Origin of the sequence: Sphingobium xenophagum, from assembly GCF_002288285.1 — a bacterium.
Classification (GTDB): Bacteria; Pseudomonadota; Alphaproteobacteria; order Sphingomonadales; family Sphingomonadaceae; genus Sphingobium; species Sphingobium xenophagum.
The window spans coordinates 2,932,797-2,954,934 of record NZ_CP022745.1; the positions used below are offsets into that span (position 1 = coordinate 2,932,797).

Annotated in this window: 18 protein-coding genes; 4 read left to right on the forward strand and 14 right to left on the reverse strand. The window is 63.3% G+C overall.

From position 1 onward, the window contains the following. The first annotated feature begins 65 nt into the window (after positions 1 to 65). Positions 66 to 737, forward strand: coding sequence for a transcriptional repressor LexA (gene lexA / locus CJD35_RS14315; protein WP_017184580.1), 672 nt, complete (start codon positions 66 to 68; stop codon positions 735 to 737). Here lexA and CJD35_RS14320 read toward each other — a convergent pair. After that, the gene (locus CJD35_RS14320) at positions 734 to 2,872 is read right to left on the reverse strand and encodes a ComEC/Rec2 family competence protein (RefSeq protein ID WP_167383158.1); all 2,139 of its coding nucleotides are present in this window, start codon (positions 2,870 to 2,872) and stop codon (positions 734 to 736) included. The genes lexA and CJD35_RS14320 overlap by 4 nt on opposite strands. A gap of 19 nt (positions 2,873 to 2,891) precedes the next feature. Here CJD35_RS14320 and gltX point away from each other — a divergent pair, with 19 nt between their 5' ends. Together gltX and CJD35_RS14330 are read left to right on the forward strand one after the other, a co-directional pair. Then, a complete protein-coding gene (gltX, locus tag CJD35_RS14325; RefSeq protein WP_380823364.1) occupies positions 2,892 to 4,364 on the forward strand; it encodes a glutamate--tRNA ligase in 1,473 nt (490 codons plus the stop codon). Between the two features lie 20 nt (positions 4,365 to 4,384). Then, complete coding sequence (locus CJD35_RS14330; RefSeq protein ID WP_026002667.1) at positions 4,385 to 5,671, forward strand: citrate synthase; 1,287 nt, start codon at positions 4,385 to 4,387, stop codon at positions 5,669 to 5,671. A gap of 67 nt (positions 5,672 to 5,738) precedes the next feature. Here the strand turns inward: CJD35_RS14330 and CJD35_RS14335 are convergent, their stop codons facing one another. The 4 genes from CJD35_RS14335 to CJD35_RS14350 form a co-directional block, all read right to left on the reverse strand. Then, complete coding sequence (locus CJD35_RS14335; protein ID WP_017184584.1) at positions 5,739 to 7,118, reverse strand: sensor histidine kinase; 1,380 nt, start codon at positions 7,116 to 7,118, stop codon at positions 5,739 to 5,741. After that, positions 7,115 to 8,203, reverse strand: a complete 1,089-nt coding sequence (locus CJD35_RS14340) for a DUF2336 domain-containing protein (protein WP_017184585.1) — start codon at positions 8,201 to 8,203, stop codon at positions 7,115 to 7,117. Before CJD35_RS14340 ends, CJD35_RS14335 begins: the two co-directional genes overlap by 4 nt. A gap of 56 nt (positions 8,204 to 8,259) precedes the next feature. Beyond that, positions 8,260 to 9,441 (reverse strand): hypothetical protein, encoded by a 1,182-nt coding sequence (locus CJD35_RS14345; RefSeq protein WP_017184586.1) that lies wholly within the window; start codon positions 9,439 to 9,441, stop codon positions 8,260 to 8,262. Positions 9,442 to 9,531: 90 nt separating this feature from the next. Further along, on the reverse strand, positions 9,532 to 9,834 hold the full coding sequence (locus tag CJD35_RS14350) for a hypothetical protein (protein WP_017184587.1): 303 nt from the start codon (positions 9,832 to 9,834) through the stop codon (positions 9,532 to 9,534). 81 nt (positions 9,835 to 9,915) lie between these two features. On the opposite strand from CJD35_RS14350, the gene CJD35_RS14355 reads away from it, so the two are divergent. Next, positions 9,916 to 12,588, forward strand: a complete 2,673-nt coding sequence (locus CJD35_RS14355) for a coiled-coil domain-containing protein (RefSeq protein ID WP_026002668.1) — start codon at positions 9,916 to 9,918, stop codon at positions 12,586 to 12,588. A gap of 66 nt (positions 12,589 to 12,654) precedes the next feature. Here the strand turns inward: CJD35_RS14355 and CJD35_RS14360 are convergent, their stop codons facing one another. From CJD35_RS14360 to CJD35_RS14400, 9 genes are read right to left on the reverse strand one after another with little or no spacing between them, the layout of a single operon-like run. Beyond that, on the reverse strand, positions 12,655 to 12,924 hold the full coding sequence (locus CJD35_RS14360) for a DUF1467 family protein (protein WP_017184589.1): 270 nt from the start codon (positions 12,922 to 12,924) through the stop codon (positions 12,655 to 12,657). Positions 12,925 to 12,933: 9 nt separating this feature from the next. Further along, positions 12,934 to 14,571, reverse strand: a complete 1,638-nt coding sequence (locus CJD35_RS14365; RefSeq protein WP_017184590.1) for a ribonuclease J — start codon at positions 14,569 to 14,571, stop codon at positions 12,934 to 12,936. Then, positions 14,571 to 15,350: a type III pantothenate kinase gene (locus CJD35_RS14370; protein WP_017184591.1), complete on the reverse strand. Its 780-nt coding sequence runs from the start codon at positions 15,348 to 15,350 to the stop codon at positions 14,571 to 14,573. Before CJD35_RS14370 ends, CJD35_RS14365 begins: the two co-directional genes overlap by 1 nt. A 14-nt stretch (positions 15,351 to 15,364) precedes the next feature. Then, on the reverse strand, positions 15,365 to 16,024 hold the full coding sequence (locus CJD35_RS14375; RefSeq protein WP_017184592.1) for a biotin--[acetyl-CoA-carboxylase] ligase: 660 nt from the start codon (positions 16,022 to 16,024) through the stop codon (positions 15,365 to 15,367). A gap of 41 nt (positions 16,025 to 16,065) precedes the next feature. Next, complete coding sequence (gene nuoN, locus CJD35_RS14380) at positions 16,066 to 17,502, reverse strand: NADH-quinone oxidoreductase subunit NuoN (RefSeq protein ID WP_017184593.1); 1,437 nt, start codon at positions 17,500 to 17,502, stop codon at positions 16,066 to 16,068. Continuing rightward, positions 17,502 to 19,067: an NADH-quinone oxidoreductase subunit M gene (locus tag CJD35_RS14385; RefSeq protein WP_095687171.1), complete on the reverse strand. Its 1,566-nt coding sequence runs from the start codon at positions 19,065 to 19,067 to the stop codon at positions 17,502 to 17,504. Before CJD35_RS14385 ends, nuoN begins: the two co-directional genes overlap by 1 nt. Beyond that, on the reverse strand, positions 19,067 to 21,160 hold the full coding sequence (nuoL, locus tag CJD35_RS14390) for an NADH-quinone oxidoreductase subunit L (protein WP_017184595.1): 2,094 nt from the start codon (positions 21,158 to 21,160) through the stop codon (positions 19,067 to 19,069). Before nuoL ends, CJD35_RS14385 begins: the two co-directional genes overlap by 1 nt. Before the next feature lie 10 nt (positions 21,161 to 21,170). Continuing rightward, positions 21,171 to 21,455 (reverse strand): NADH-quinone oxidoreductase subunit NuoK, encoded by a 285-nt coding sequence (nuoK, locus tag CJD35_RS14395; protein WP_019053664.1) that lies wholly within the window; start codon positions 21,453 to 21,455, stop codon positions 21,171 to 21,173. Positions 21,456 to 21,472: 17 nt separating this feature from the next. Then, entirely contained in the window at positions 21,473 to 22,084 is a 612-nt protein-coding gene (locus CJD35_RS14400; protein ID WP_017184596.1) for an NADH-quinone oxidoreductase subunit J, read from the reverse strand. Between the last annotated feature and the right edge of the window lie 54 nt (positions 22,085 to 22,138).

Sequence of the window (22,138 nt, forward strand, 5' to 3'; positions counted from 1 at the left end):
CTCGCTTGACTCGCCTCCTTCCGTTTCCTATGTGTTCCTTATACGTTCCATGGAGGACCGCAGGCATGTTGACCCTCAAGCAGCAGGAATTGCTGAGTTTCATCCAGACCCGGCTGGAGGAAGGTGGCGTATCCCCTTCTTTCGAGGAGATGAAGGATGCACTCGACCTGCGATCCAAGTCCGGCATTCACCGGCTGATCAATGCATTGGAGGAACGCGGCTTCATCCGCCGCCTGCCCAATCGCGCCCGCGCGCTGGAGGTGTTGAAGCTCCCCGACGCCATGCACCGCGTCCCTGCGCCGGTTGCTCCGGCCAAGCCGCAACTGGCGCCCAGCCTGCCGATCGCTGCCAATGACGTCATCGAAATCCCGCTGCATGGCCGTATTGCCGCCGGCGTCCCGATCGAGGCGATGGAGGGGCAGAATATGCTGTCCGTCCCCGCCGCGCTGCTGGGGGCTGGCGATCATTATGCGCTGGAAGTGTCGGGCGATTCGATGATGGAAGCGGGCATTCTCGACGGCGATTTTGCACTGATCCAGCGCACTGATGTCGCCCGCGAAGGCCAGATCGTCGTCGCCCTGATCGACGATGCGGAAGCGACGCTTAAATATTTCCGCCGCGAAGGACAGCGCGTCCGGCTCGATCCGGCCAACAGCGCCTATGAACCGCAAATCTATGATCCGCGACAGGTGCGAATTCAGGGCAAGCTGGCGGGACTGCTGCGCCGTTATAATTAAGGCCGCCATGACGGGCTGCGGCGAGGGCGCGGTGCGACGATCCAGGGATGAGCGTCGCCCGCCATCTTCACCGTACTGACCCGCGCATCGTCCAGGTCGATGGCAATGCCGCCGGTTCGCGCCAGCATCCGTCGGTCGATCTTCAGCCAGCGCGGGCGGCACCAACGTGGCAGCGCGCGATCGGCAATGACGATGTCGGCGGCGGCACATTCCCGGCTGAACAAGGCCCGTTCGACCAGCATGTCGCTGCGGGTGGCCAGCACATGCCAGCGCCGCCCGCCCGCCTGCATCCCCACTGCGCACAGATCCGTCGAGCAGCGCGCCTGCCGCAGGTCCGCCATCGCTTCGATCGGCCCGTCATAGCCTGCGCTCTCCGCCAGCGTGTCACGCACATAATCGCCTGCGCCCGCGCGCAGCAGTGCCATGCCGCCCGTCGATGTCCGCACCGCGACGTGGCGGTCATCGCTCGTCACCAGAATATCGGGCGGTGATAGCCAAAGCACGCCGGTCACGCCGATCGCCACGGGCCCAAGGCCCAGCCAGCGCCACCCGCTGCGCCACAACAGACACCAGAGCAGCCCGCCGATCATCAGCGCGAACAGCCAGGACGGCACCGCCGGCGTCAGCATTGTCGCCATTGGACTGGCGGCGACGCCATGGGCGATGAGCAGCAACAGGTTCAGCGTCTGCGCGGTCATCCACCAAAAGGGGGCGCCCAGTCCGACAAGATCGAACAGCAACGCCAGCGCCTCCAGCGGCATCACGACAAAGGTAGTCAACGGGATGGCGACGAGATTGGCGAACGCCCCCAGCATCCCGGCCTTGTGAAAATGGAACAGCGCGATCGGCATCAGCACCAGTTCGACGACAATGCCGGTCATCAGCATTGCCGCCAGCACCCGCCCCGCCCTGCGCGCCCACCCCTCATCCCGCGCGCTGGTCAAGGCGCGAAACCGCGGATGCTCGGCCAGCGCAACCAGCGCGGTAACGGCGGCAAAGCTCATCTGGAAACTCGGTCCCGTCATCGCTTCGGGCCAGAAGGCCAGGACGATGAGCGCGCCCACCGCGACCAGCCGCAACGTGATCGCGTCGCGCCCCAGCGCCAGCCCGCCCAGCACCAGCAGCGCGGCGATGCAGGACCGCAGCGTCGGCACCTCCGCCCCGGTCAGCAGCGTATAACCGATACCCGCCAGCGCCCCGCCCGCCGCCGCGATCAGCATCAGCGGCCAGTCGAGGGCTGCTCGCTGGCTCAACGCCATCACCCGCATCAACAGGAAAATCACCGCGCCGATCAGCGCCGTCACATGCAACCCGCTGATCGAGAGCAGGTGGGCAAGCCCACTACGGCGCATCGCTTCGGCATCGGCCTCCGCAATCGCGCCCTGGTCCCCTGTCGCCAGCGCCACGGCAATGCCCTGCGCCGGCCCATCCACCTGCTCCCGAATATGCGCGAACAAGCGCGCCCGCAGCGGCGGCGGCGCGGTTGACGGGCGTAGGACGTCAATCGGTTTGAGCGCCTTGCCAGTAGCGCCAATCCCCTGAAAATAGGCACGCGCGGCAAAATCATAGCCACCCGGCACGCTGGGCGGGGCTGGCGGCATTAAACGGACGCGAAAGCGGATCACCGCCCCCTCGCCCAATCCGGCCGGAACATCCGCCTCGGCTATGTTGACCCGGATCGTGGCTGGCAGGCCTGACGCGTCGACCGGATGCAGCATGGCGCGCACCATCTGTTGCGCGGGAACCGCCCGAACCGCCATCACTTCACCCGTCACCACGGTAAAGACCGCCCGCGCCAACGGCGGCTGCCCCAACAGCACCGCTTTCCCCCAGATCAGCGCGCATCCGATGCAGGCCAGCATCCCGCCCGCCACGATCATGCGCCGCAGCCGCGCGCCATCGGGCAGCAGCGACCCCAGGCAAGCGAGCGCCAGCGCACCACAGCAAAAGGCCAGCCAGCCGGCCCTGTCGGGCAGCAGGAACCAGGCAGCGATGCCCGCGCCCAGCGCGATTGGCACCCACAGGGGAATTTGCTCGCGCTCCGTCTCCAGCCAGCTTTCCACCCGCGAAAACGCCCCGCGCAACCACGCCGCAGCCCCCCACCAAAGGGAGGTTTGTCGTGGCTCAAAAGCCATGCTAGGGGGCGACGCATTCATGGAACAGGCAGGACGAATGTCAGCGAATATGACGGCAAGTGCAACGGGAATGAACAAGCCGGTAGTGACCCGTTTCGCGCCATCGCCAACCGGGTTCCTGCATATTGGCGGCGCGCGCACCGCTTTGTTCAACTGGCTGTTCGCGCGTCACCATGGCGGCAAATTCCTGCTGCGGATCGAGGATACCGACCGCGCCCGCTCGACCGAAGAAGCGGTGGCGGCCATTTTCGACGGGCTGGATTGGCTGGGTCTGGGCGGTGATGAACCGGCCGTGTTTCAATTCGCCCGCACGCCGCGCCACGCCGAAGTCGCCAACGCGATGCTGGCGAACGGCCATGCCTATAAATGCTATGCCACGCCCGAAGAACTGGCCGAACTGCGCGAACAGCAGCGCGCGGCCAAGCAGCCGATGCGTTATGACGGGCGCTGGCGCGACCGTTCGCCCGAAGAAGCGCCTGAAGGCGCGCCTTTCGTCATCCGCCTGAAAGCCCCGCGCGAAGGCGAAACGGTGATCGAGGACGCGGTGCAGGGCCGTGTTGTCGTACAGAATGCCGAGCTGGACGATATGATCCTGCTACGGTCCGATGGCACGCCCACCTATATGCTGGCCGTCGTCGTCGACGATAATGACATGGGCGTCACCCATGTGATCCGCGGCGACGATCATCTCAACAACGCCTTCCGCCAGCTTTGCATCATCCGTGCCATGGGTTGGGACGAGCCGGTCTATGCCCATATCCCGCTGATCCACGGATCGGACGGCGCGAAATTGTCCAAGCGCCACGGGGCGCTGGGCGTGGATGCCTATCGTGACGATATGGGGATGCTCCCCGAAGCGGTGCTCAACTATCTGCTGCGGCTGGGCTGGGGTCATGGCGACGAGGAGATTATCCCGATCGACCGCGCCATCGAGCTGTTCGACATCAGCGGCGTCGGCCGATCGCCCGCGCGCTTCGACATCAAGAAGCTGGAAAATCTGAACGGCCATTATCTGCGCGAAGCCGACGACGCCCGCCTCGCCGCGCTGGTCGCGCCGCGCGTCGCCGCCCGTCTGGATCGCGCCTTGCCGGACACCGGCCTGGCGCTATTGACGGCCGCGATGCCCTCGCTCAAGCCGCGCGCCAAAACGCTTAATGAAATTGCCGAGGGCGCCGAATTTCTGTTCAAAAATTGCCCACTGGATTTTGACGAAAAGGCATTGGCTCTGCTAGACGACTCGGCGCGCGCGCTGCTGGTCAAGACAGCCGACGCTTTGAGACCAGTTCAAACATGGACGGTCGAAGCGATCGAGGACGCAATTCGCCGCGTGGCGGAGGATGCCGGCCTGGGGCTGGGCAAGGTGGCGCAGCCGCTTCGGGCGGCACTCACCGGGCGCACCGTCTCGCCGGGTATTTTTGATGTCCTCTTCCTGTTGGGGAAAGAGGGGAGCTTGGAACGGCTGACCGATGTTGGGCACGCATCGGTTGGCTGATGGCATAAATGGAGAACAATATGTCGGAAAACAAAGCCACTTTGACCGTCGGAGGAGAGACCAAGGACTATGCCGTCATGGACGGTTCGGTCGGTCCGCAGGTCATCGATGTGCGCAAGCTTTACGCCAACACCGGCATGTTTACCTATGATCCCGGTTTCACCTCCACCGCGAGCTGCGAATCCGGCCTGACCTATATCGACGGTGACGAAGGCGTCCTGCTGCACCGCGGCTATCCGATCGGCCAGCTGGCCGAAGCATCGAGCTTCATGGAAGTCAGCTATCTGCTGCTGAACGGCGAACTGCCATCCAGCCAGGAACTGGACGAATTCACCCGTACCATCACGCGCCACACGATGGTCAATGAACAGCTCACGACCTTCTATCGCGGCTTCCGTCGTGACGCGCATCCGATGGCGATCATGTGCGGCGTCGTCGGCGCGCTGTCGGCCTTTTATCATGACTCGACCGACATCAACGATCCGATGCAGCGAAGGATCGCCAGCCATCGCCTGATCGCCAAGATGCCCACGATCGCGGCCATGGCGTATAAATATTCGGTAGGGCAGCCCTTCGTCTATCCGCGCAACGACCTGTCCTATACGGCCAACTTCCTGCGCATGACCTTCTCCGTGCCCGCGGAAGAATATGTTCCCGATCCAGTGATCGTGGACGCCATGGACAAGATTTTCATCCTCCATGCCGACCACGAACAGAATGCATCGACATCGACCGTTCGTCTGGCGGGATCGTCGGGCGCCAATCCCTTCGCGTGCATCGCGGCTGGCATTGCGTGCCTGTGGGGTCCGGCGCATGGCGGCGCGAACGAAGCCGCGCTCAACATGTTGCGCGAAATCGGCACTGTCGATCGTATTCCCGAATATATCGCCCGCGCCAAGAACAAGGATGATCCGTTCCGCCTGATGGGCTTTGGCCATCGCGTGTATAAGAATTACGATCCCCGCGCGACCGTCATGCAAAAGACCGCCGAGGACGTGCTGCGCACGATGGGCGTCACCGACCCGGTGTTCGACGTCGCGCGCGAACTGGAAAAGATTGCGCTCAGCGATCCCTATTTCATCGAAAAGAAGCTCTTCCCCAATGTGGACTTCTATTCCGGCGTGATCCTGTCGGCCATCGGCTTCCCGACCGAGATGTTCACCGTTCTCTTCGCCCTGGCCCGCACCGTCGGCTGGGTCGCCCAGTGGAACGAAATGATTTCGGACCCAGCGCAGAAGATCGGTCGCCCGCGCCAGCTCTATACCGGCCCGGTGCAGCGCGACTATATCCCGGTCGACAAGCGCTAAGCCTGCGCAACCACAATGCAAAATGCAGAACGGCGCCCTGTCAAAGGGGCGCCGTTTTTCATGGGGATCAATCGTCCGCTGGCAATGTCAGGATGAAGCGCGCGCCTTCGCCGGGCGCGCCGCCAATGCGAATATCGCCGCCCATCGCGCGGGCAAGGCGGCGGGAGATATAGAGGCCCAGGCCGCTGCCCCCGGAATCGTCGCGGCCCAGCCGCTCGAACTTCTCGAATATCCGTTCGCGATCCGCGACGGCCACCCCCTGCCCCTGGTCGATCACCATGATCCGCGCCTGGCCATGATCACATTCGGTGACGATCCGCACTTCGCTGCCTTCGGGCGAATAGCGCACCGCATTGCCCACAAGGTTCACCAAAATCTGTAGCACGCGGCGAAATTCCCCGATCGCGGGCATGGTCGCGTCCGGGTCCGGCGCTGATATGCGGATATTCCGGTCGAGCGCCTTGACCGCCAGCAGCCCGGCAGCGCGGCGACCCAGATCCGCAAGATCAATCTCTTCTGCGATCACGCTGAAATCGGGTCGGTCGATTGCCTGCAAATCGGCCAGATCATCGACCAGCGCCATCAGATGCCGTCCGGCCGCTGCAATGTCCGTCGCATAATCGGCATAGTCGGGGCGCAACGGCCCCTCCAACTGGGCACTGATCGTATCGGCGTTGGCGATGATCCGCCCCAATGGCTGGCGCAGCGACCGGTCGAGCCGCTTGCCGAATTCGCCCGGATACAGCGCAATTGCCGCCTCCTGCACGATCGGACCAGCCGCCATCTGCTCCAAAGCGAATGCCGTGCCGCGATAGCCGGTCAGTTGTCCGGCCAGATCGAACATGGGGAAACCCGACAGGCGAAACGTCCGCGCCGGATCGCTGACCAATGCTGCCGTCTGGTCCCGAAAGGCGCGCCGCTGGGCAAAGGCGCGCAGCATCGCCATGTCGCCATCATCGTCAGGCTGAAGCTGAAAATAGCTGGAAAAGCGGCTGCCGGGCACGGGCGGATCGGGCGGTAGCGCGCCATGGCCGTCGTTTCCGGCCAGCACCATCTGGAACCGCAACTGCACGTCTATCTGCCAGTTCCAGCCATCGGCCAGCGCCGCAATATCCGCTTCACGCCGCGCTATGTCCGCTGGCAACGCAGCGACTGGCCGCTCATGCCAGTCAATGATCGACAGAGTGACGCCATCGCTGTCGGGCCGTGCCCGTACCCACATGTCGATGTCGCCATGCTGGGTCGCCGCGATGATCGGCCGCGAGACGGTAATGCCCAATCGCACGCACAACCGCGCGATCGCTGCCAGTTGCGGTACCGCGACCGGCGCGCCAAGATCGCCCCCGGCTTCGCGCTGAAGCGCCAGCAAAGGCAGGTCAGCGCTGAGCAAAAGGCCGTCGGCGGAGATGAATGCCCGGATGATCGCGGGATGGGACGGCATATTCACGCGCCTGTAACCCGGCGCAGATGGTCCAGCCGTGAACGGAAAGCGGGCGGCGTGCGCAACGCGCTGACTGCTGCATCAGCCTGCGTCTCGGTCAGTTGCTGATAGCGTTCGGCCTCCGCCACGATAGCCGCGTCGGACAGTGAAGGACGCACCGGCTGCAGCGCCAGCAGCAAATGGCGATAATCGGCATCCGATCCACCGAGCGAACGGCACAGCATCGCTACCTGCGCCAATGGCCCCAGCACCAATATTTCGGTCGCCTGCACCGTGGTCATGCGCAGCCGCCGCGCCGCGAGCGCTGCAAACAGCAGAAAGCGGCGCTGCCCCAGCGCGACACCCATCAGTTCGGGCGAATCCGCAAGATCGCCGATCCGCCGCACCAGCCGATCGGCCTCGGCAATGGGACTAGCACTTTCGTCATGATCGGCAAGCAAGGCCCAGCCGGACCGCTCGAATCCCACCAGTATCGCGTCCCCCAGATCGGGTGCGCTCCGCTGAACCACAGCGGCCAGACAGGCAGCCGCCGTCCAGACCAGTTCAGCAAAATATTCAGCGGGCAGGTCCGGCCGCATCGGCCGATCCTCGCCGCCCGCCGCGATCCAGCGCCCCTCTGCCAGCGCCAGCGCAGACAGGGCGTCGCCGATCATCGGATCATCGCCCAGCGTGAGCACGCCCCCATCGCTATCGTCCAGCCGATCAACATCAGCCTGGCCAAACTGCCGCAGCATCAGGCTGATGCCAGCGCGCATCTGCATATGCGCCAGCAGCGCCGGCCCGATCAGCGTCGGTTGCGCCCGTACGGTTGGCCAGCAAATCGGTTCTGACGAGCGTGATAATATGTGTGCGACATCCGGTGCGTGGTCGAGCGAGAGCCGCAGCGCCATCTCGATCGCGTTCAGGCATCCGCCCAGATGCCGCCGCGTTTCCGCGATCAACGCATCGTGGCGCGCCTGTTCCTCGACCGGGAAAAAGAAAGCCAGATCGATGGCATGGCCAACCGGCACGGCGGACATGCCCGCCATGACTTGCGCCATCGGCCAGCTGTCCGCCATGACCGCACCGGTAAGGGACGAATAGGCGTTCATACCGGGACCATAGCCCGACGTCCTTAAAATGCACTAAACCCTGCTATCGAAATATATCAGTCGCGCGGGCGCAATATGATCGCGCCAGCCGAAGCGATCAGCGCCAGCATTGCCACCCTGATACCCTGCGCCAGCATGCCCACCAATCCGGCGAGCATCAGCATGAGCAGCACGGTGCCGGGCGTAACGATCATCCATGGCCGGGCGCCGCCGGTACGCCGCCAGCGGTCCGCCACCAATATGATCGCGAGCAGCAGCGCCAGATCGGCGGCCATCGTGCTGCTGCCCGCCAACACGATGCCGGTCAGCGCCAGTAATGGCGTGACAAATGCCAGCCAGCCCGTCGGCGCCGGTCGCAGCGCCAGTTCCTCCAGACGATCGGCAATTTCCGCCAGTAACAGCGCGCCCAGCAGCAGCGCGAACCCGGTCAGCGTCCATAACAGCTCGACGGGCACCAGCGCGATCGCGGCCAGTGCGATGGCGGCGATCCGCACCTGCATTGCAGGAACCTGCATGCGCATCAGCGCCGGACTGATCATCCGGGCCAGCGGCGAAAGCAGATAATGTTCAACGCCACCCCGCGCCCGTGCCGACGAAGCGCCTGCCGCCGTGACCGCCTGCGCCACCAGATCGGCCTGCTGCTGGGTCTCGATCAGCGCGACGCGCCCTTCGAGCAGATCATCCTGCGCCACGGTGACGCGGCGCGCGCCCTTCTGCACCGCTGCCCGTACCAGCGTGAGCGACAAATCCCAGTCGCCGATCATGTCGAGCGTGCCGAACAATAAGGTCGGACTGATTCGCGCCAGACCGGCCCAGCGCTGCCCCGCGTCGATCCGTTCGAACGGGGTGCTGGCGCGGCTGTCATCCGTGACCAGCAGAGCATTGCCCTCCGCGCTCGCCATCGCCTCGAAATGGGTCTGCGACACGATCGCCCCGTCGGCCACGAGCAGGACGTCGGCATCGCGCGGCGCATCCCGCACCATCGACACCATATCGCGCACCAGTGCGACCGCGATCCCGTCGGCGCTCAGCCGATCGACCGCCTGCGACAGGGCGGGGGTGATCACGCTCACCAATATCATGATTCGATCCGCACCGGCCTGCGCCGCTTGCCGTGCCTGATATTCGACCAGCGTCTGTCCGGCAAAATACAGACTCGCGCGCTGACCAACGGTCGTCTGGCCACCAGACGAATCGCCCGAAGCCCGGCTGGCGCTGAGAATAGCCGCGAAACTCATATCGTTATGGTATCGACCCGATTGTTGTGCAGCGGGCCTTGTCGCAAGGCTGGCGGCTTCGCGCAAGCGCAGCCGTACCGATGCTTCAATTCAGGTCTGTTGCAGCCCCGCCAGCGCAGCGCGCAACCGGCGCAGCACGCGCGGATCACCCGGCGCGGCCTCTGCTGCCTCATCAGCCAGCGCCATCAATGCTGTAAGCCCGAAGCTGGCCGCCAGCCCTTTCAGCCGCCATGCCGCCAATTCCCAATTGGCGTCGCACCGCGCCCGCCCCAGCAGATCGATCTGCCGCTCGGCACTTTCCATGAAGGCCACGCGCAGGTCTGCGATCAGGGCGCTGTCATCGCCGACGGCTGCGGATAAAGCTGCATGAAGGGCGCCGGGATCATAGGACATAGAGACAGACGCTATCTGGCTTGCGTTAAGTTTTGGTAACAGGGCATTTGCGCGGACGGAAAAGCTGCTAGGATGCACGACATGACAGGGGGCAGCACAATCGTCGAGTTCTGGCGCGACGAATCAAGCGCAGCTAGCGACGCGTCGCAGGCGGATGACATTTTGCTTTTGAAACAGGCGTCTCTCAACATCGACGAAGATGATTCGGATGATGGCGCGGGCGATGGCTGGGTCAAACGCATACGCGTGGGCTTGAGCCTGCTCGCGATCGGCTGGGTCGGCTTTGCCGGCTGGGCGATTTTCGCGGCGGGCGACCTGCCCGGCGGCCCCTTGTTCTGGGCCAATGCCATCGCCACGCTGGTCGTCCCGCTCATCCTGCTGGGCCTCGCCTATCTGCTGTTGATGCGTAACAGCCGCGCCGAATCGCGCCGCTATCTCGACACTGCCCGCGCCCTGCGGACGGAAGCCGATCTGCTGGAACTGCGACTGGGACGGATCGCCACCCAGCTGGAAACCGCCCGTCAGTCGATGCAGCAACAGGCCGAATTGCTCGACAGCTATGGCGCTGCGGCCAGCAGCAATATGGAGGCGTCCGCCGAACTGATCGCCAGCCGGTCCCAAGCAACGGTCGATCGCGCCGAATCGGCGGAGCGGGCAAGCGCTGCGCTGGTCGCCAAGATGGACTCGTTGATCGCCACGATCCCCGAACTGGAGGACCGCACCGGCCGGATGGCGGCGCAGATCATGGACAACGGCCATGCGCTGGCAGAACGAATCGACACATTGGAAGCGCGGCTTCACGCGCTGGCCGAATTGTCCGACGACGCCCGTGCCCGCACCCTGTCCGCGACCAAGAGCCTGTCGAGCCAGCTGACGCAGCTTCAGGAATCGACCCGCGCCGCCAATGAAGAAGTAACGGGCATGGCGGAAATCGCCGCCGGACGGATCGATGCGACTGCCCAGAGCGCGCGGCAGGCGATGGACCGGACCCGTCAGGATGTGGAAATTCAGGCAGCCGCTCTCGCGACGCTGATCGAAACCGCCGAAACCGGCATTGCCAGCACCAGCGACACTGTGCGCGCGGCCCTGATCGAGGATCTTGACCGGGCGCAGGCCGACCTGACCGCACGCCTCGACGCTGCCTTGCGCAGCGTGCGCGCGACGATGGCAACGACCGACGAAGGCCTTTCGCGCCGCGCCGAACATCTCGAAGCGCTGGTCGCGGCGGCACAATCGGGCATCGGTGACGTCAGCGAAACGACCCTGGCCACCTTGACGCGGGACATGGACGCGATCGAGAAGGATTTGCGCGAACGGCTCGACACCGCGCTGGCCCGCGCGCAGGAAGCATTGGCGCTGACCGAGGGCAATTTGTCGACCCAGTCGGCCGCGCTGGAATCTCTGGTCACCCGCTCACGCGACAGCCTCGACGCCATCGGCAGCGAGACGGTCACGGGTCTGGCCAACACGATCGGTGACGTGGAAAACCGCCTGCACCAGATGAACGAGGTCATGGCCGGGCAACATAGCCTGATGGCCGGCATCCAGTCCGGGCTGGACGAAACGATCACATCGACCCAGAATCGCTTTGCGACGCTGGAGGAAGTCGCCCTTGCCCGAAGCGAGCGGCTGACCGAAGCGCTTACGCGCCTGACCGCCGAAACCCAGCGCATCGACGGCGCATTGGCCAACGGAGGCGTGACCGCCGAAAAGCTGATCGGTTGTGCCGAAACCCTGCTCGTCGCTCTCGATTCGAGCGTGCGCGAACTGGACGAGACTTATCCCGCGGCACTGGAGCGGTTCGACGCCCGCTTGGAACAGAGCCGCGCTCTGCTGGGCCACACGACGCCCGAAATGGAGCGGCTGGAAGCCATATCGCAGGCATTGGTTGGCCGGGCGGAAGAGGCCGAATCGATGCTGCGCGGCCAGGGCAGTCGCCTGACCGAATGGCTGGAAAGCACGCAGGGCGGGCTGGAGGCCAATCGCAATCTGGTCGAACGGCTGCGCGTCGCACTGGACGGCGCCCATCAGGATGCGACCCGCATCACCGAAGGCGCCGGCCCCTTGCTCGTCACCGCGTTGCTGCGCGTCAAGGATACGGCCGATCAGGCCGCCGAGCGTGCGCGTCAGGCGCTGGGCCGGACCATTCCCGAAGCCGCGCAGGCTCTGGCCGACGCCAGTGAACAGGCGATGCAGAACGCGATTGGAGACAAGGTCGCGGCGCAGATCGAACAGGTTGCGCGCGTCGCCGAAGAAGCCGTCAATGCCGCGCATCACGCGTCCGAGCGCCTGACGCGCCAGTTGCTGACCATCGCCGACACCAGCGCCAATGTCGAACAGCGTATCGAGGAAGCGGAACGGGCGGCGGAAAATCGCGACCGCGACCATTTTGCCCGCCGCTCCGCGCTGCTGATCGAATCGCTCAACAGTACCGCGATCGACGTCGCCAAGATCCTGTCGAACGACGTCACCGATTCAAGCTGGTCGGCCTATCTGAAGGGCGATCGCGGCGTATTCACCCGGCGCGCAGTCAAGCTGCTGGACGCCGGGGAATCGCGCGAGATTGCGCTCCATTATGACAATGACGCGGAATTCCGCGATCATGTGAACCGCTACATCCATGACTTCGAAGGCATGCTGCGGATCATCCTGTCCGCGCGTGACGGCAACGCGCTGGGCGTCGCCATTCTTTCATCCGACATGGGCAAACTCTATGTCGCGCTGGCGCAGGCGATCGAGCGGCTGCGCCAGTAACGGACGCGCGCCGATGGATCCCGGCGCGCGCTTCGACATCAGGAGCGGGGCTTAATCCCCAAACAGTCAATTCTGGTGGGTATAGCCTGGCAGCATGTCCAGCGTGATCCAGCCCTGCACATAATTGGCGTAATAGAGACCGAACAGCAGTCCTGACAGAATGGTCGCGCGAAGCACCACCACGCCGGGCCTGAAATTGCTGGGCGCGCTATCCGCCTGCCCCTTGAGCAACTGCTCGCCCGTCTCGTCGGGCGTGCGGATGCCAAAGGGCAGCATGATGAACGCGCTGATCACCCAGAACAGCACATAGATGGCGAAGATGGCGTAAAGATTCATACGGGCGATTTAGGCCCGAATGAGCAACACGTCCACAATCGGTTTCTTGCCGGTCCAGCGCGTCGCCGCGCGGCGTACGGCCAGGCGGATACGCTCACGTACCGCCTCTTCCTCATGCGATCCCTTGGCAATCACGTCCGCGGCATCATCCGCCGCTTCGGCCAGGAAGTCCGCCTTGTCCTCTTCCACCGGAACGCCCTGCGTCCGCAGCGTCGGTCGACCAATCAGCCTTCCTTTGGCATCGAGCGCGACGGCTACACTGATCTGGCCATGCAGACCCAGCTTGCGCCGCTCGTTCATGGTCGCGCCTTCCGCCGGCAGGATTACGTCGCCATCCAGCACCAGTCGACCAACCTCTTCCCGCCCAATTATCGCCGGCGCGCCCGGTGCCAGCCGCAGCAGATCGCCATTGGACTGCACCACCGCATTGGGGATACCCGTCGCCAGGCCAAGCCGCGCCTGTTCGGCCATATGCCGTCGTTCGCCATGGACCGGCAGCAATATTTCGGGCCGTATCCAGCGATACATGGCTTCCAGTTCAGGACGCCCCGGATGGCCCGACACATGGACTTCGGCCTGCCGGTCCGTGACCATCACGATATTTTTCGCCGCCAGCGCGTTCTGGATGCGACCGATCGCGATTTCATTGCCGGGGATCTGCTTGGACGAAAAGACGACCAGGTCACCGTCGGTCAGCTTGATCGGATGGCTGTCGAACGCGATGCGCGCAAGTGCGGCGCGCGCCTCCCCCTGACCGCCGGTGGCGATGATCATCACCTCATCGCGCGGCAGTTTCATCGCATCGTCCCAATCGACCGTCGGCGGAAAATCCTTGAGATAGCCGCTGGCCTTGGCCATGCCGATGATCCTGTCGAGCGAGCGGCCCGCGACGCACACCTTGCGTCCCATCGCCGTCGCCACTTCGCCCAGCGTCTGAACACGCGCGGCATTGGACGCAAAGGTGGTGACGAGCACCCGCCCCCTGGCTCCCTCTATCGCCTGCATCAGCCCTTCGCGGACATCGCCTTCGGAACCGCTGGCCTTGTCGTTGAACACATTGGTGCTGTCGCATACCAGCGCCAGCACCCCCTGATCGCCCACCGCCGTCAATTGCTCCGGGGTCGAGGGGACGCCGAGCAGCGGCTGATCGTCCAGCTTCCAGTCGCCGGTATGGAATATGCGGCCATAGGGCGTATCGATGACCAGCGCATTGCCTTCCGGGATGGAATGCGCCAGCGGCATGTAACGGAAGCCGAACGGACCCAGTTCGAAACTGCCTTCATTGGGAATGACGTGAAGCTTGACTTCCTTGGTCAGCCCCTCTTCCTCCAGCTTCAGGCGGATAAGGCCAGCGGTAAACGGCGTGGCATAGAGCGGCACGCCCAGATCGGCCGCCAGATAGGGGATCGCGCCGATATGGTCCTCATGCCCGTGGGTCAGCACGATGCCGAGCAGATCCTTGCGCCGTTCCTCGATAAAGCTGAGGTCCGGCAGCACCAGTTCGATGCCCGGATAATTGGGATCGCCAAAGGTCATGCCGAGATCGACCATCACCCATTTGCCCTGGCATCCATATAGATTGACGTTCATGCCAATCTCGCCCGACCCGCCGAGGGCCAGGAAGAGCAGCTCATCTTTGGGTTTCATTACGCTTGTAAACTCCGTTCGTGCATCAGCGCGAGGCCCTGAACCGTCAGGTCCGGCGCGATCGCATCGAAAATATCGCTATTGTCATTGAAGAGGACCGCCAGGCCCCCTGTCGAAATCACTCTGGTCGGGCGGCCGATTTCGGCCCTCATCCGGGCGACCAGCCCTTCCATCATGGCTACATAGCCCCAAAATACACCAATATGCATCTGCGCTTCGGTCGTGCGACCGATGACCGATCGATTTTCCGGTGGCGCGATCGCGATCTTCGGCAGCTTCGCCGCTGCTGCGACCAACGCATCGAGCGACAGGTTGATCCCCGGCGCAATGATCCCGCCTTTATAAGCGCCGCTATAATCGACAACGTCGAATGTCGTCGCGGTGCCAAAGTCGATGACGATCAGGTCGCCTGCATAAAGATGGTGCGCGGCGATGGCGTTTACAACCCGGTCAGCGCCCACCGATCCCGGTTCGGCCACATCCAGTTCGATGCCCCAATCAACCGGCGGCTGTCCCGCGACCAGAGGAGTCGTCTTGAAATATTTTTCCGCCAGCACCTGCAAATTATGCAGCGCACGCGGCACGACCGTCGCGATGATCACGGCATGGACGTCCGTGATCTTATAGCCTTCCAGCATCAGCAACTGGTTGAGCCACACCGCATATTCGTCCGCCGTACGGCGCGGATCGGTCGCGATCCGCCAGCGCGCGCGAATGTCCCGCCCTTCGAGCAGCGCGAAAACCACATTGGTGTTGCCCGCGTCGATCGCGAGGAGCATGGCCGGTCCTTGGTTCAGGTGAGAAATATGTCGCCCGCGTGAATGGCACGGCTGTGTCCGTTCGCCAAGCGCAGGATCAACATGCCCTGCTGGTCGAGCGTATCAAATGCCCCCTCGACGCTCTCGCCATCGGCTTGAACCACCCGCATGGGCGTGCCGGTCGGGTGTGCGTTCAAAAGCCAGTGCGTCCGCACCGGGTCCAGCCCCTGCGCGCGCCAGATCGCCAGCCAATGGCCGAACAGTTGCGCCAGTCGCTCCATCAGCGCACCGGCGTCAGCCTCCCTGGCGCCCTGCGCCAAAAGGCTGGTGACCGGACGATCCAGACCGCGGGGATAATCGGTGACATTGATGCCGATCCCCACGACGATCGCATCACCGGCCCGCTCCAGCAAAATGCCTGCGATCTTCGCGCCATCGACCAATATGTCATTGGGCCATTTGATCCGCGCCTGCCCTGCGCAGAGCGGCGCGACCAGCGCGTGAACCGCATTGGCCGCAACCAGCGCCAGCGTATGCGGCATGGGGTCACTCGCGCGCAACCGGACCAGTGCGGAACAATAGAGATTGCCGACCGGGCTTTCCCAGCCCCGGCCCATCCGTCCCTTGCCACCCGTCTGCCTACCCGCGCGCAGCCAGATGCCGTCCGGCGCACCCTGCTCCGCCAATGCCAGCATATCGGCATTGGTGGAGCCGGTCTCCGCGACGAAGCGAATGGTCAGAACAGGGACGCCGCAGCGGCGGCGCTCGCCTGATCCAGTAGGGGGTTGAGCAGATAGCCCAGGACGATGACCACGGCGCAGGCGGTCAGGACGATATTTTCAACCGCGCCGCCCTTCGCCTCATAGGCGCCGGTCGGCTCGTCGAAATAGATCGTCTTGATGATCTTGAGATAGTAGAAAGCGCCAATCACCGACGCCGCGATGCCGAACGCCGCCAGCGCGGTCAGACCTGACGCCACCGCCGCATCGAACACCAGGAATTTGGCCCAGAAACCGAACAGCGGCGGGATGCCGGCCATCGAGAACATGAAGATCGCAAATCCGGCCGCCAGCCCTTTGCGCGACTGCGACAGCCCCGCGAGGCTGGCGATCGTCTCGACCGGCTTGCCGTCGGCGTCGCGCATCTGAAGGATGCAGGCGAACGCGCCGATCGTCATCACGACATAGATAGCCATATAGCTCATGGTCGCGGCAACACCTGCAGGCGTGCCAGCGGCCAGGCCGATCAAGGCGAAGCCCACATTGTTGATCGACGAATAGGCCATCAGCCGCTTGATATTGCTCTGGCCGATCGCCGCGACCGCGCCGAACAGGATGGAAGCGAGCGCGACGAAGATCACGATCTGCTGCCAGTCCATACCCGCCGGGCCCAGCGCCTCGATCGCGACGCGGACGGTCAGGCCCATGGCCGCAACCTTGGGCGCGCTGGCAAAGAAGGTCGTCACCGGCGTTGGCGCGCCTTCATAGACGTCCGGGGTCCACATATGGAACGGCACGGCGCTGATCTTGAACGCAAGGCCCGCCAGCACGAATACCAGGCCGAACAATTCGCCCTTGCCCACGCCATCGCCCAGCGCAACGGCAATGCCATCAAACGCGGTGCTGCCGGTAAAGCCATAGAGCAGCGAGATACCGTAGAGCAGGATACCGCTCGCCAGCGAACCCAGCACGAAATATTTAAGGCCCGCTTCGGACGAACGCCCGTCCTGCCGCATAAAACTGGCCAGGACATAGGAGGCCAGGCTGTTCATTTCGAGACCGACATAAAGCGTCAGCATGTCGCCCGCCGACACCATCATGCCCATGCCGATCGCGGCAAACAGGATCAGGATCGGATATTCAGGCCGCAGCGCGCTGTCGGTAGAAAAGAAGCGCGGCGCAAGCAGGATAGCCACGGCGGCCGCCGCATAGATCAGCGCCTTGGCATAGACGGAGAAAGCATCGGCACGGACCAGGCCGTCAAATGCATCCGGCCCATGGGCGATCGTGCTGGACAGCGCCACACCCGCGACGATCAGCGTAAGCACCGACAATGCGTTGACAATCCGTGCGGTGCCATCGCCGCCAAAAGCAGCCACCATCAGCAGGATCAGGCCGCCGGCCGTCAAAATCAGTTCCGGCAGGACTGCCAGAAGGGAAGCGGAGTCGATCATCAGTGCGCCTCCCCGTGCGCAGGAGCTTCTTCGTGATGGGCACCTTCATGCGCTTCGCCCGCAGGCTTGGGCGCACCCATCTTGATCTTGGAATCGCCGGCCGGCGCGGCTGGCGCCAGGCGGACTTCGAGTGCATGAATATCCGGGCGCATGGGCTTGAGGAAGCTTTCGGGATAAACCCCCATCCACAGCACCACCGCAGCGATCGGCGCAAGCAACCAGATTTCGCGACCCGACAGGTCCGGCATCGCGGCGGCATCGGCATTGACCTGCTCGCCGTAGCAGATGCGGCGATAGAGGTAGAGCATATAGGCCGCGCCCAGGATGATACCCGTGGTGCAGATCAGCGCCACCCAGCTCGATGCCTGATAGATGCCCATCAGCGACAGGAATTCGCCAACGAAGTTGGACGTCCCGGGCAGGCCGACCGACGCCATGGTGAAGAACAGGAACAGCATGGCGTAGCGCGGCATGTTGATCGACAGGCCACCATAACGGACAATCTCGCGCGTGTGCAGCCGGTCGTAGATGACGCCGACGCACAGGAACAGCGCGCCCGCGACCAGACCATGGCCCAGCATCACCATCATCGCGCCTTCGATGCCCGCTTGATTAAAGGCGAACAGGCCGACCGTGACGATGGCCATATGCGCAACGGACGAATAGGCGATCAGCTTCTTCATGTCCGACTGAACAAGCGCGACGAGCGAGGTGTAAACCACCGCGACCATAGACAGGCCCCAGACCAGCGGCGCAAGCTGCGCCGAGGCTTCGGGGAACATCGGCAGCGAGAAGCGGATGAAGCCGTACCCGCCCATCTTCAGCAGCACACCTGCCAGAATGACGGAACCGGCCGTCGGCGCCTGAACGTGTGCGTCGGGCAGCCAGGTGTGGACCGGCCACATCGGCATCTTGACCGCGAAGCTGGCAAAGAAAGCCAGGAACAGCCAGGTCTGGATATGCGGATCGAAATTATACGCCATCAGCACGGGGATGTCGGTGGTCCCGGCTTCATGCACCATCCACATCATCGCGATCAGCATCAGCACCGATCCGAACAATGTGTAGAGGAAGAATTTATAGCTGGCGTAAATCCGGTCAGCACCGCCCCATATGCCGATGATCAGATACATCGGGATCAGGCCGGCTTCGAACATGATGTAGAAAAGATAGAGATCCTGCGCCGTGAAGACGCCGATCATCAGCACCTCCATGAACAGGAAGGCCGCCATATATTCGCCCACGCGCTTTTGAATCGCGTTCCAGCTGGCGCCGATGCAGATCGGCATCAGGAACACCGTCAACGCAATCAGCATCAGGGCAATGCCGTCAATTCCGAGCGCCCAGGCAAATTTGCCGAAGATCGGCGCATATTCCTGAAACTGCCATTGCGCGCCGCTGCCCGACTGGTCGAACTGCGCCCACAGGGCCATGCCCAGGACGAAATCGACCAGAGTGGCGATCAATGCGATCCAGCGCGCGCTGTTCGCGCCGACGAACAGACAGGCGATGGCCCCCGCCATCGGCACTGCCATCATCAGGGAAAGGATGGGGAAGCCGTCCATTATCGTGTCATCGCCCAGGTTGCGGCAGCGGCGAGGCCAATCAGCATCACCAGCGCGTAGGTGTAGAGGTAGCCGGACTGGAGCCGACGGGTCACTTTATTGCCCTGCACGACCAGAGCGGCCAGGCCATTGGGTCCGAACCGGTCGATGAAACCGATGTCCCCGAACTTCCAGAAGAAGCGGCCGATGGCGAAGGCAGGCTTGACGAACAGGAAGTTATACAGCTCGTCAAAATACCATTTGTTGAGCAGGAAGGTGTAGAGTCCACCAAAGGTCGCGACGAAGCGCTGCGGCCAATCGGTGTTCCTGATATAGCTGAGATAGGCAATCAGCAACCCGGTCAGCATCACCGTGAACGGCGAGAATTTGACCCATTTGGGCACTTCATGCGCCGCGTGCATCAGATGACTGTCGAACGACAATGCGCCCTTCCAGAATTCGATGCCGCCCTCTGCCCCGATAAACTGATCGTGGAACAGGAAGCCCGCAAACACTGCGCCAAGGCTGAGCATGATCAGCGGGATCAGCATCACCAGCGGGCTTTCATGCGGATGATAGCCGCCCGTGCCGGCGGGAAGTTCATGTGCGCCTGCCTCAGCCGCATGCGGATCATGGCCAGCATCTTCCTGGGCCGGTGCGTTGTCATGCGCCGATCCATGGCCGTGGGTTGCATGATCGTCATGGCCATGCGCGTCATGCAGCGCATGCTGGATATGCTCGGACTGGGTCCAGCGCGGCTTGCCGAAGAAGGTCAGGAACACCAGACGCCAGCTATAGAAGCTGGTCAGCAGCGCGGCCAATACGCCGACGATGAACGCGCCGGTGCCAGCTCCGCCGGCAGCATAGGCCGCTTCAAGAATGCCGTCCTTGGAATAGAAACCGGCAAAGCCGACGCCGATGAGCGGCAGGCCAACGCCCGTGATGGCCAGCGTACCAAGTGTCATCGTCCAGAAGGTGATGGGAATGCTTTTCCGCAGGCCGCCATAATAGCGCATGTCCTGTTCATGATGCATCGCATGGATGACCGAACCGGCCCCCAGGAACAGCAACGCCTTGAAGAAGGCATGGGTGAACAGGTGGAACATCGCCGCGCCATAGGCGCCAACGCCCGCTGCAAAGAACATATAGCCCAGCTGCGAACAGGTCGAATAGGCGATGACGCGCTTGATGTCGGTCTGCACCGTGCCCACGGTCGCCGCGAACAGGCAGGTCGCTGCGCCGACATAGGTTACGACGGTCAGCGCCGTCGCTGACGTCTCGAACATCGGCGACAGGCGGCACACCATGAACACGCCCGCCGTCACCATGGTAGCAGCGTGGATCAGCGCCGACACGGGGGTCGGACCTTCCATCGCGTCCGGCAACCAGGTGTGGAGACCAAGCTGCGCCGACTTGCCCATGGCGCCGACGAACAGCAGCAGGCACAGCACCGTCATCGTGTCGAAACGATGGCCCAGAAAGCCAATGGTCGATCCCGCCATCGACGGGGCCATTTCCAGAATTTCGGGGATCGATATGGTGTTGAACACCAGATAAGTCCCGAAAATCCCCATCATGAAGCCAAGGTCGCCCACGCGGTTGACCACGAACGCCTTGATCGCGGCGGCATTGGCCGACGGCTTGCGGAACCAGAAACCGATAAGCAGGTAGGAAGCCAGGCCCACCCCTTCCCAGCCGAAGAACATCTGGAGCAGGTTGTTGGCCGTCACCAGCATCAGCATCGCGAAGGTGAAGAGCGAGAGATAGGCGAAGAAGCGCGGCTGATCCGGCTCCTCTTCCATATAGCCCCAGCTGTAGAGGTGGACGAGGCTGGACACGCTGGTGATCACCACCAGCATCACCGCCGTCATCGCATCGACCCGCAAGGCCCATTGCGCGTCAAAGCTGCCCGACTGAATCCAGGTGAACAGCGGCGTCACATGCGCCTCGGCGCTGCCGGTCAGGAAGCTGATGAAGATCGGCCAGGACATGGCGCAGCTGGCGAACAGCGCGCCCGTGGTGACGATCTTGGCGGGCAGCTTGCCCAGCGCCTTGTTGCCAAGGCCCGCAATGGCAGCGGCCAGCAGCGGAAGAAGAACGATAAGCTGGATCATGAGTTCAGGCTCAGCCCTTCATCCGGTTGACATCGTCGACGGCGATGGTGCCCCGACCACGGAAGTAAATGACGAGGATGGCTAGGCCGATGGCCGCCTCACCCGCCGCGACGGTCAGCACGAACATGCTGAACACCTGCCCGACCAGATCGCCCAGAAAGGCGCTGAAAGCGACAAGGTTGATGTTCACGCTCAAAAGAATCAGCTCGATCGCCATCAGGATGATGATGACATTCTTGCGATTGATGAAGATGCCCAGCACCCCCATCACGAACAGGATGGCGCTGACCACCATATAATGTTGAAGGCCGATCACAGCTCCACCCCCTGCCCTGCGGGCTGATTGATATTGCGGACCGCATCCTGCGGACGGCGACGATTCTGCTTGGCGATGTTCTGGCCCTTCACCCCGCCGCGTGCCCGATGGGTCAGGACGATCGCACCGATCATAGCAACCAGCAGGACGATGCCTGCCGCTTCGAACAGGAAGATATAGCGGGTGTAAAGCAGCGTACCGATCGCCTTGATGTTCGATACGTCCGGCGTGGCCGGCGCCGCGCGCTGCGCCAGTTCAATCGGACCGGCGCTCCACAGGCCAATGCCCAGCACGATTTCCGCCAGCAGCACCAGCGCGATCAGTAGGCCGAACGGCAGATAGCTGACGAAACCGGCGCGCAATTCGGCAAAGTCGATGTCCAGCATCATGACGACGAACAGGAACAGGACCGCGACCGCGCCGACATAGACGATGACCAGCAGCATCGCGATGAATTCCGCGCCCAGCAGGATCATCAGACCCGCCGCGTTGAAGAAGGCCAGGATCAGCCACAGCACCGAATGGACCGGGTTGCGCGACAATATGGTCAGCGCACCGCTGGACACCACCAGGATCGCGAACAGGTAAAAGGCTAAGACATGGATCACAGGATGGCCCCCGGAAACCGTTCGGGCTGAGCGAAGTCGAAGCCTTCCACTGAA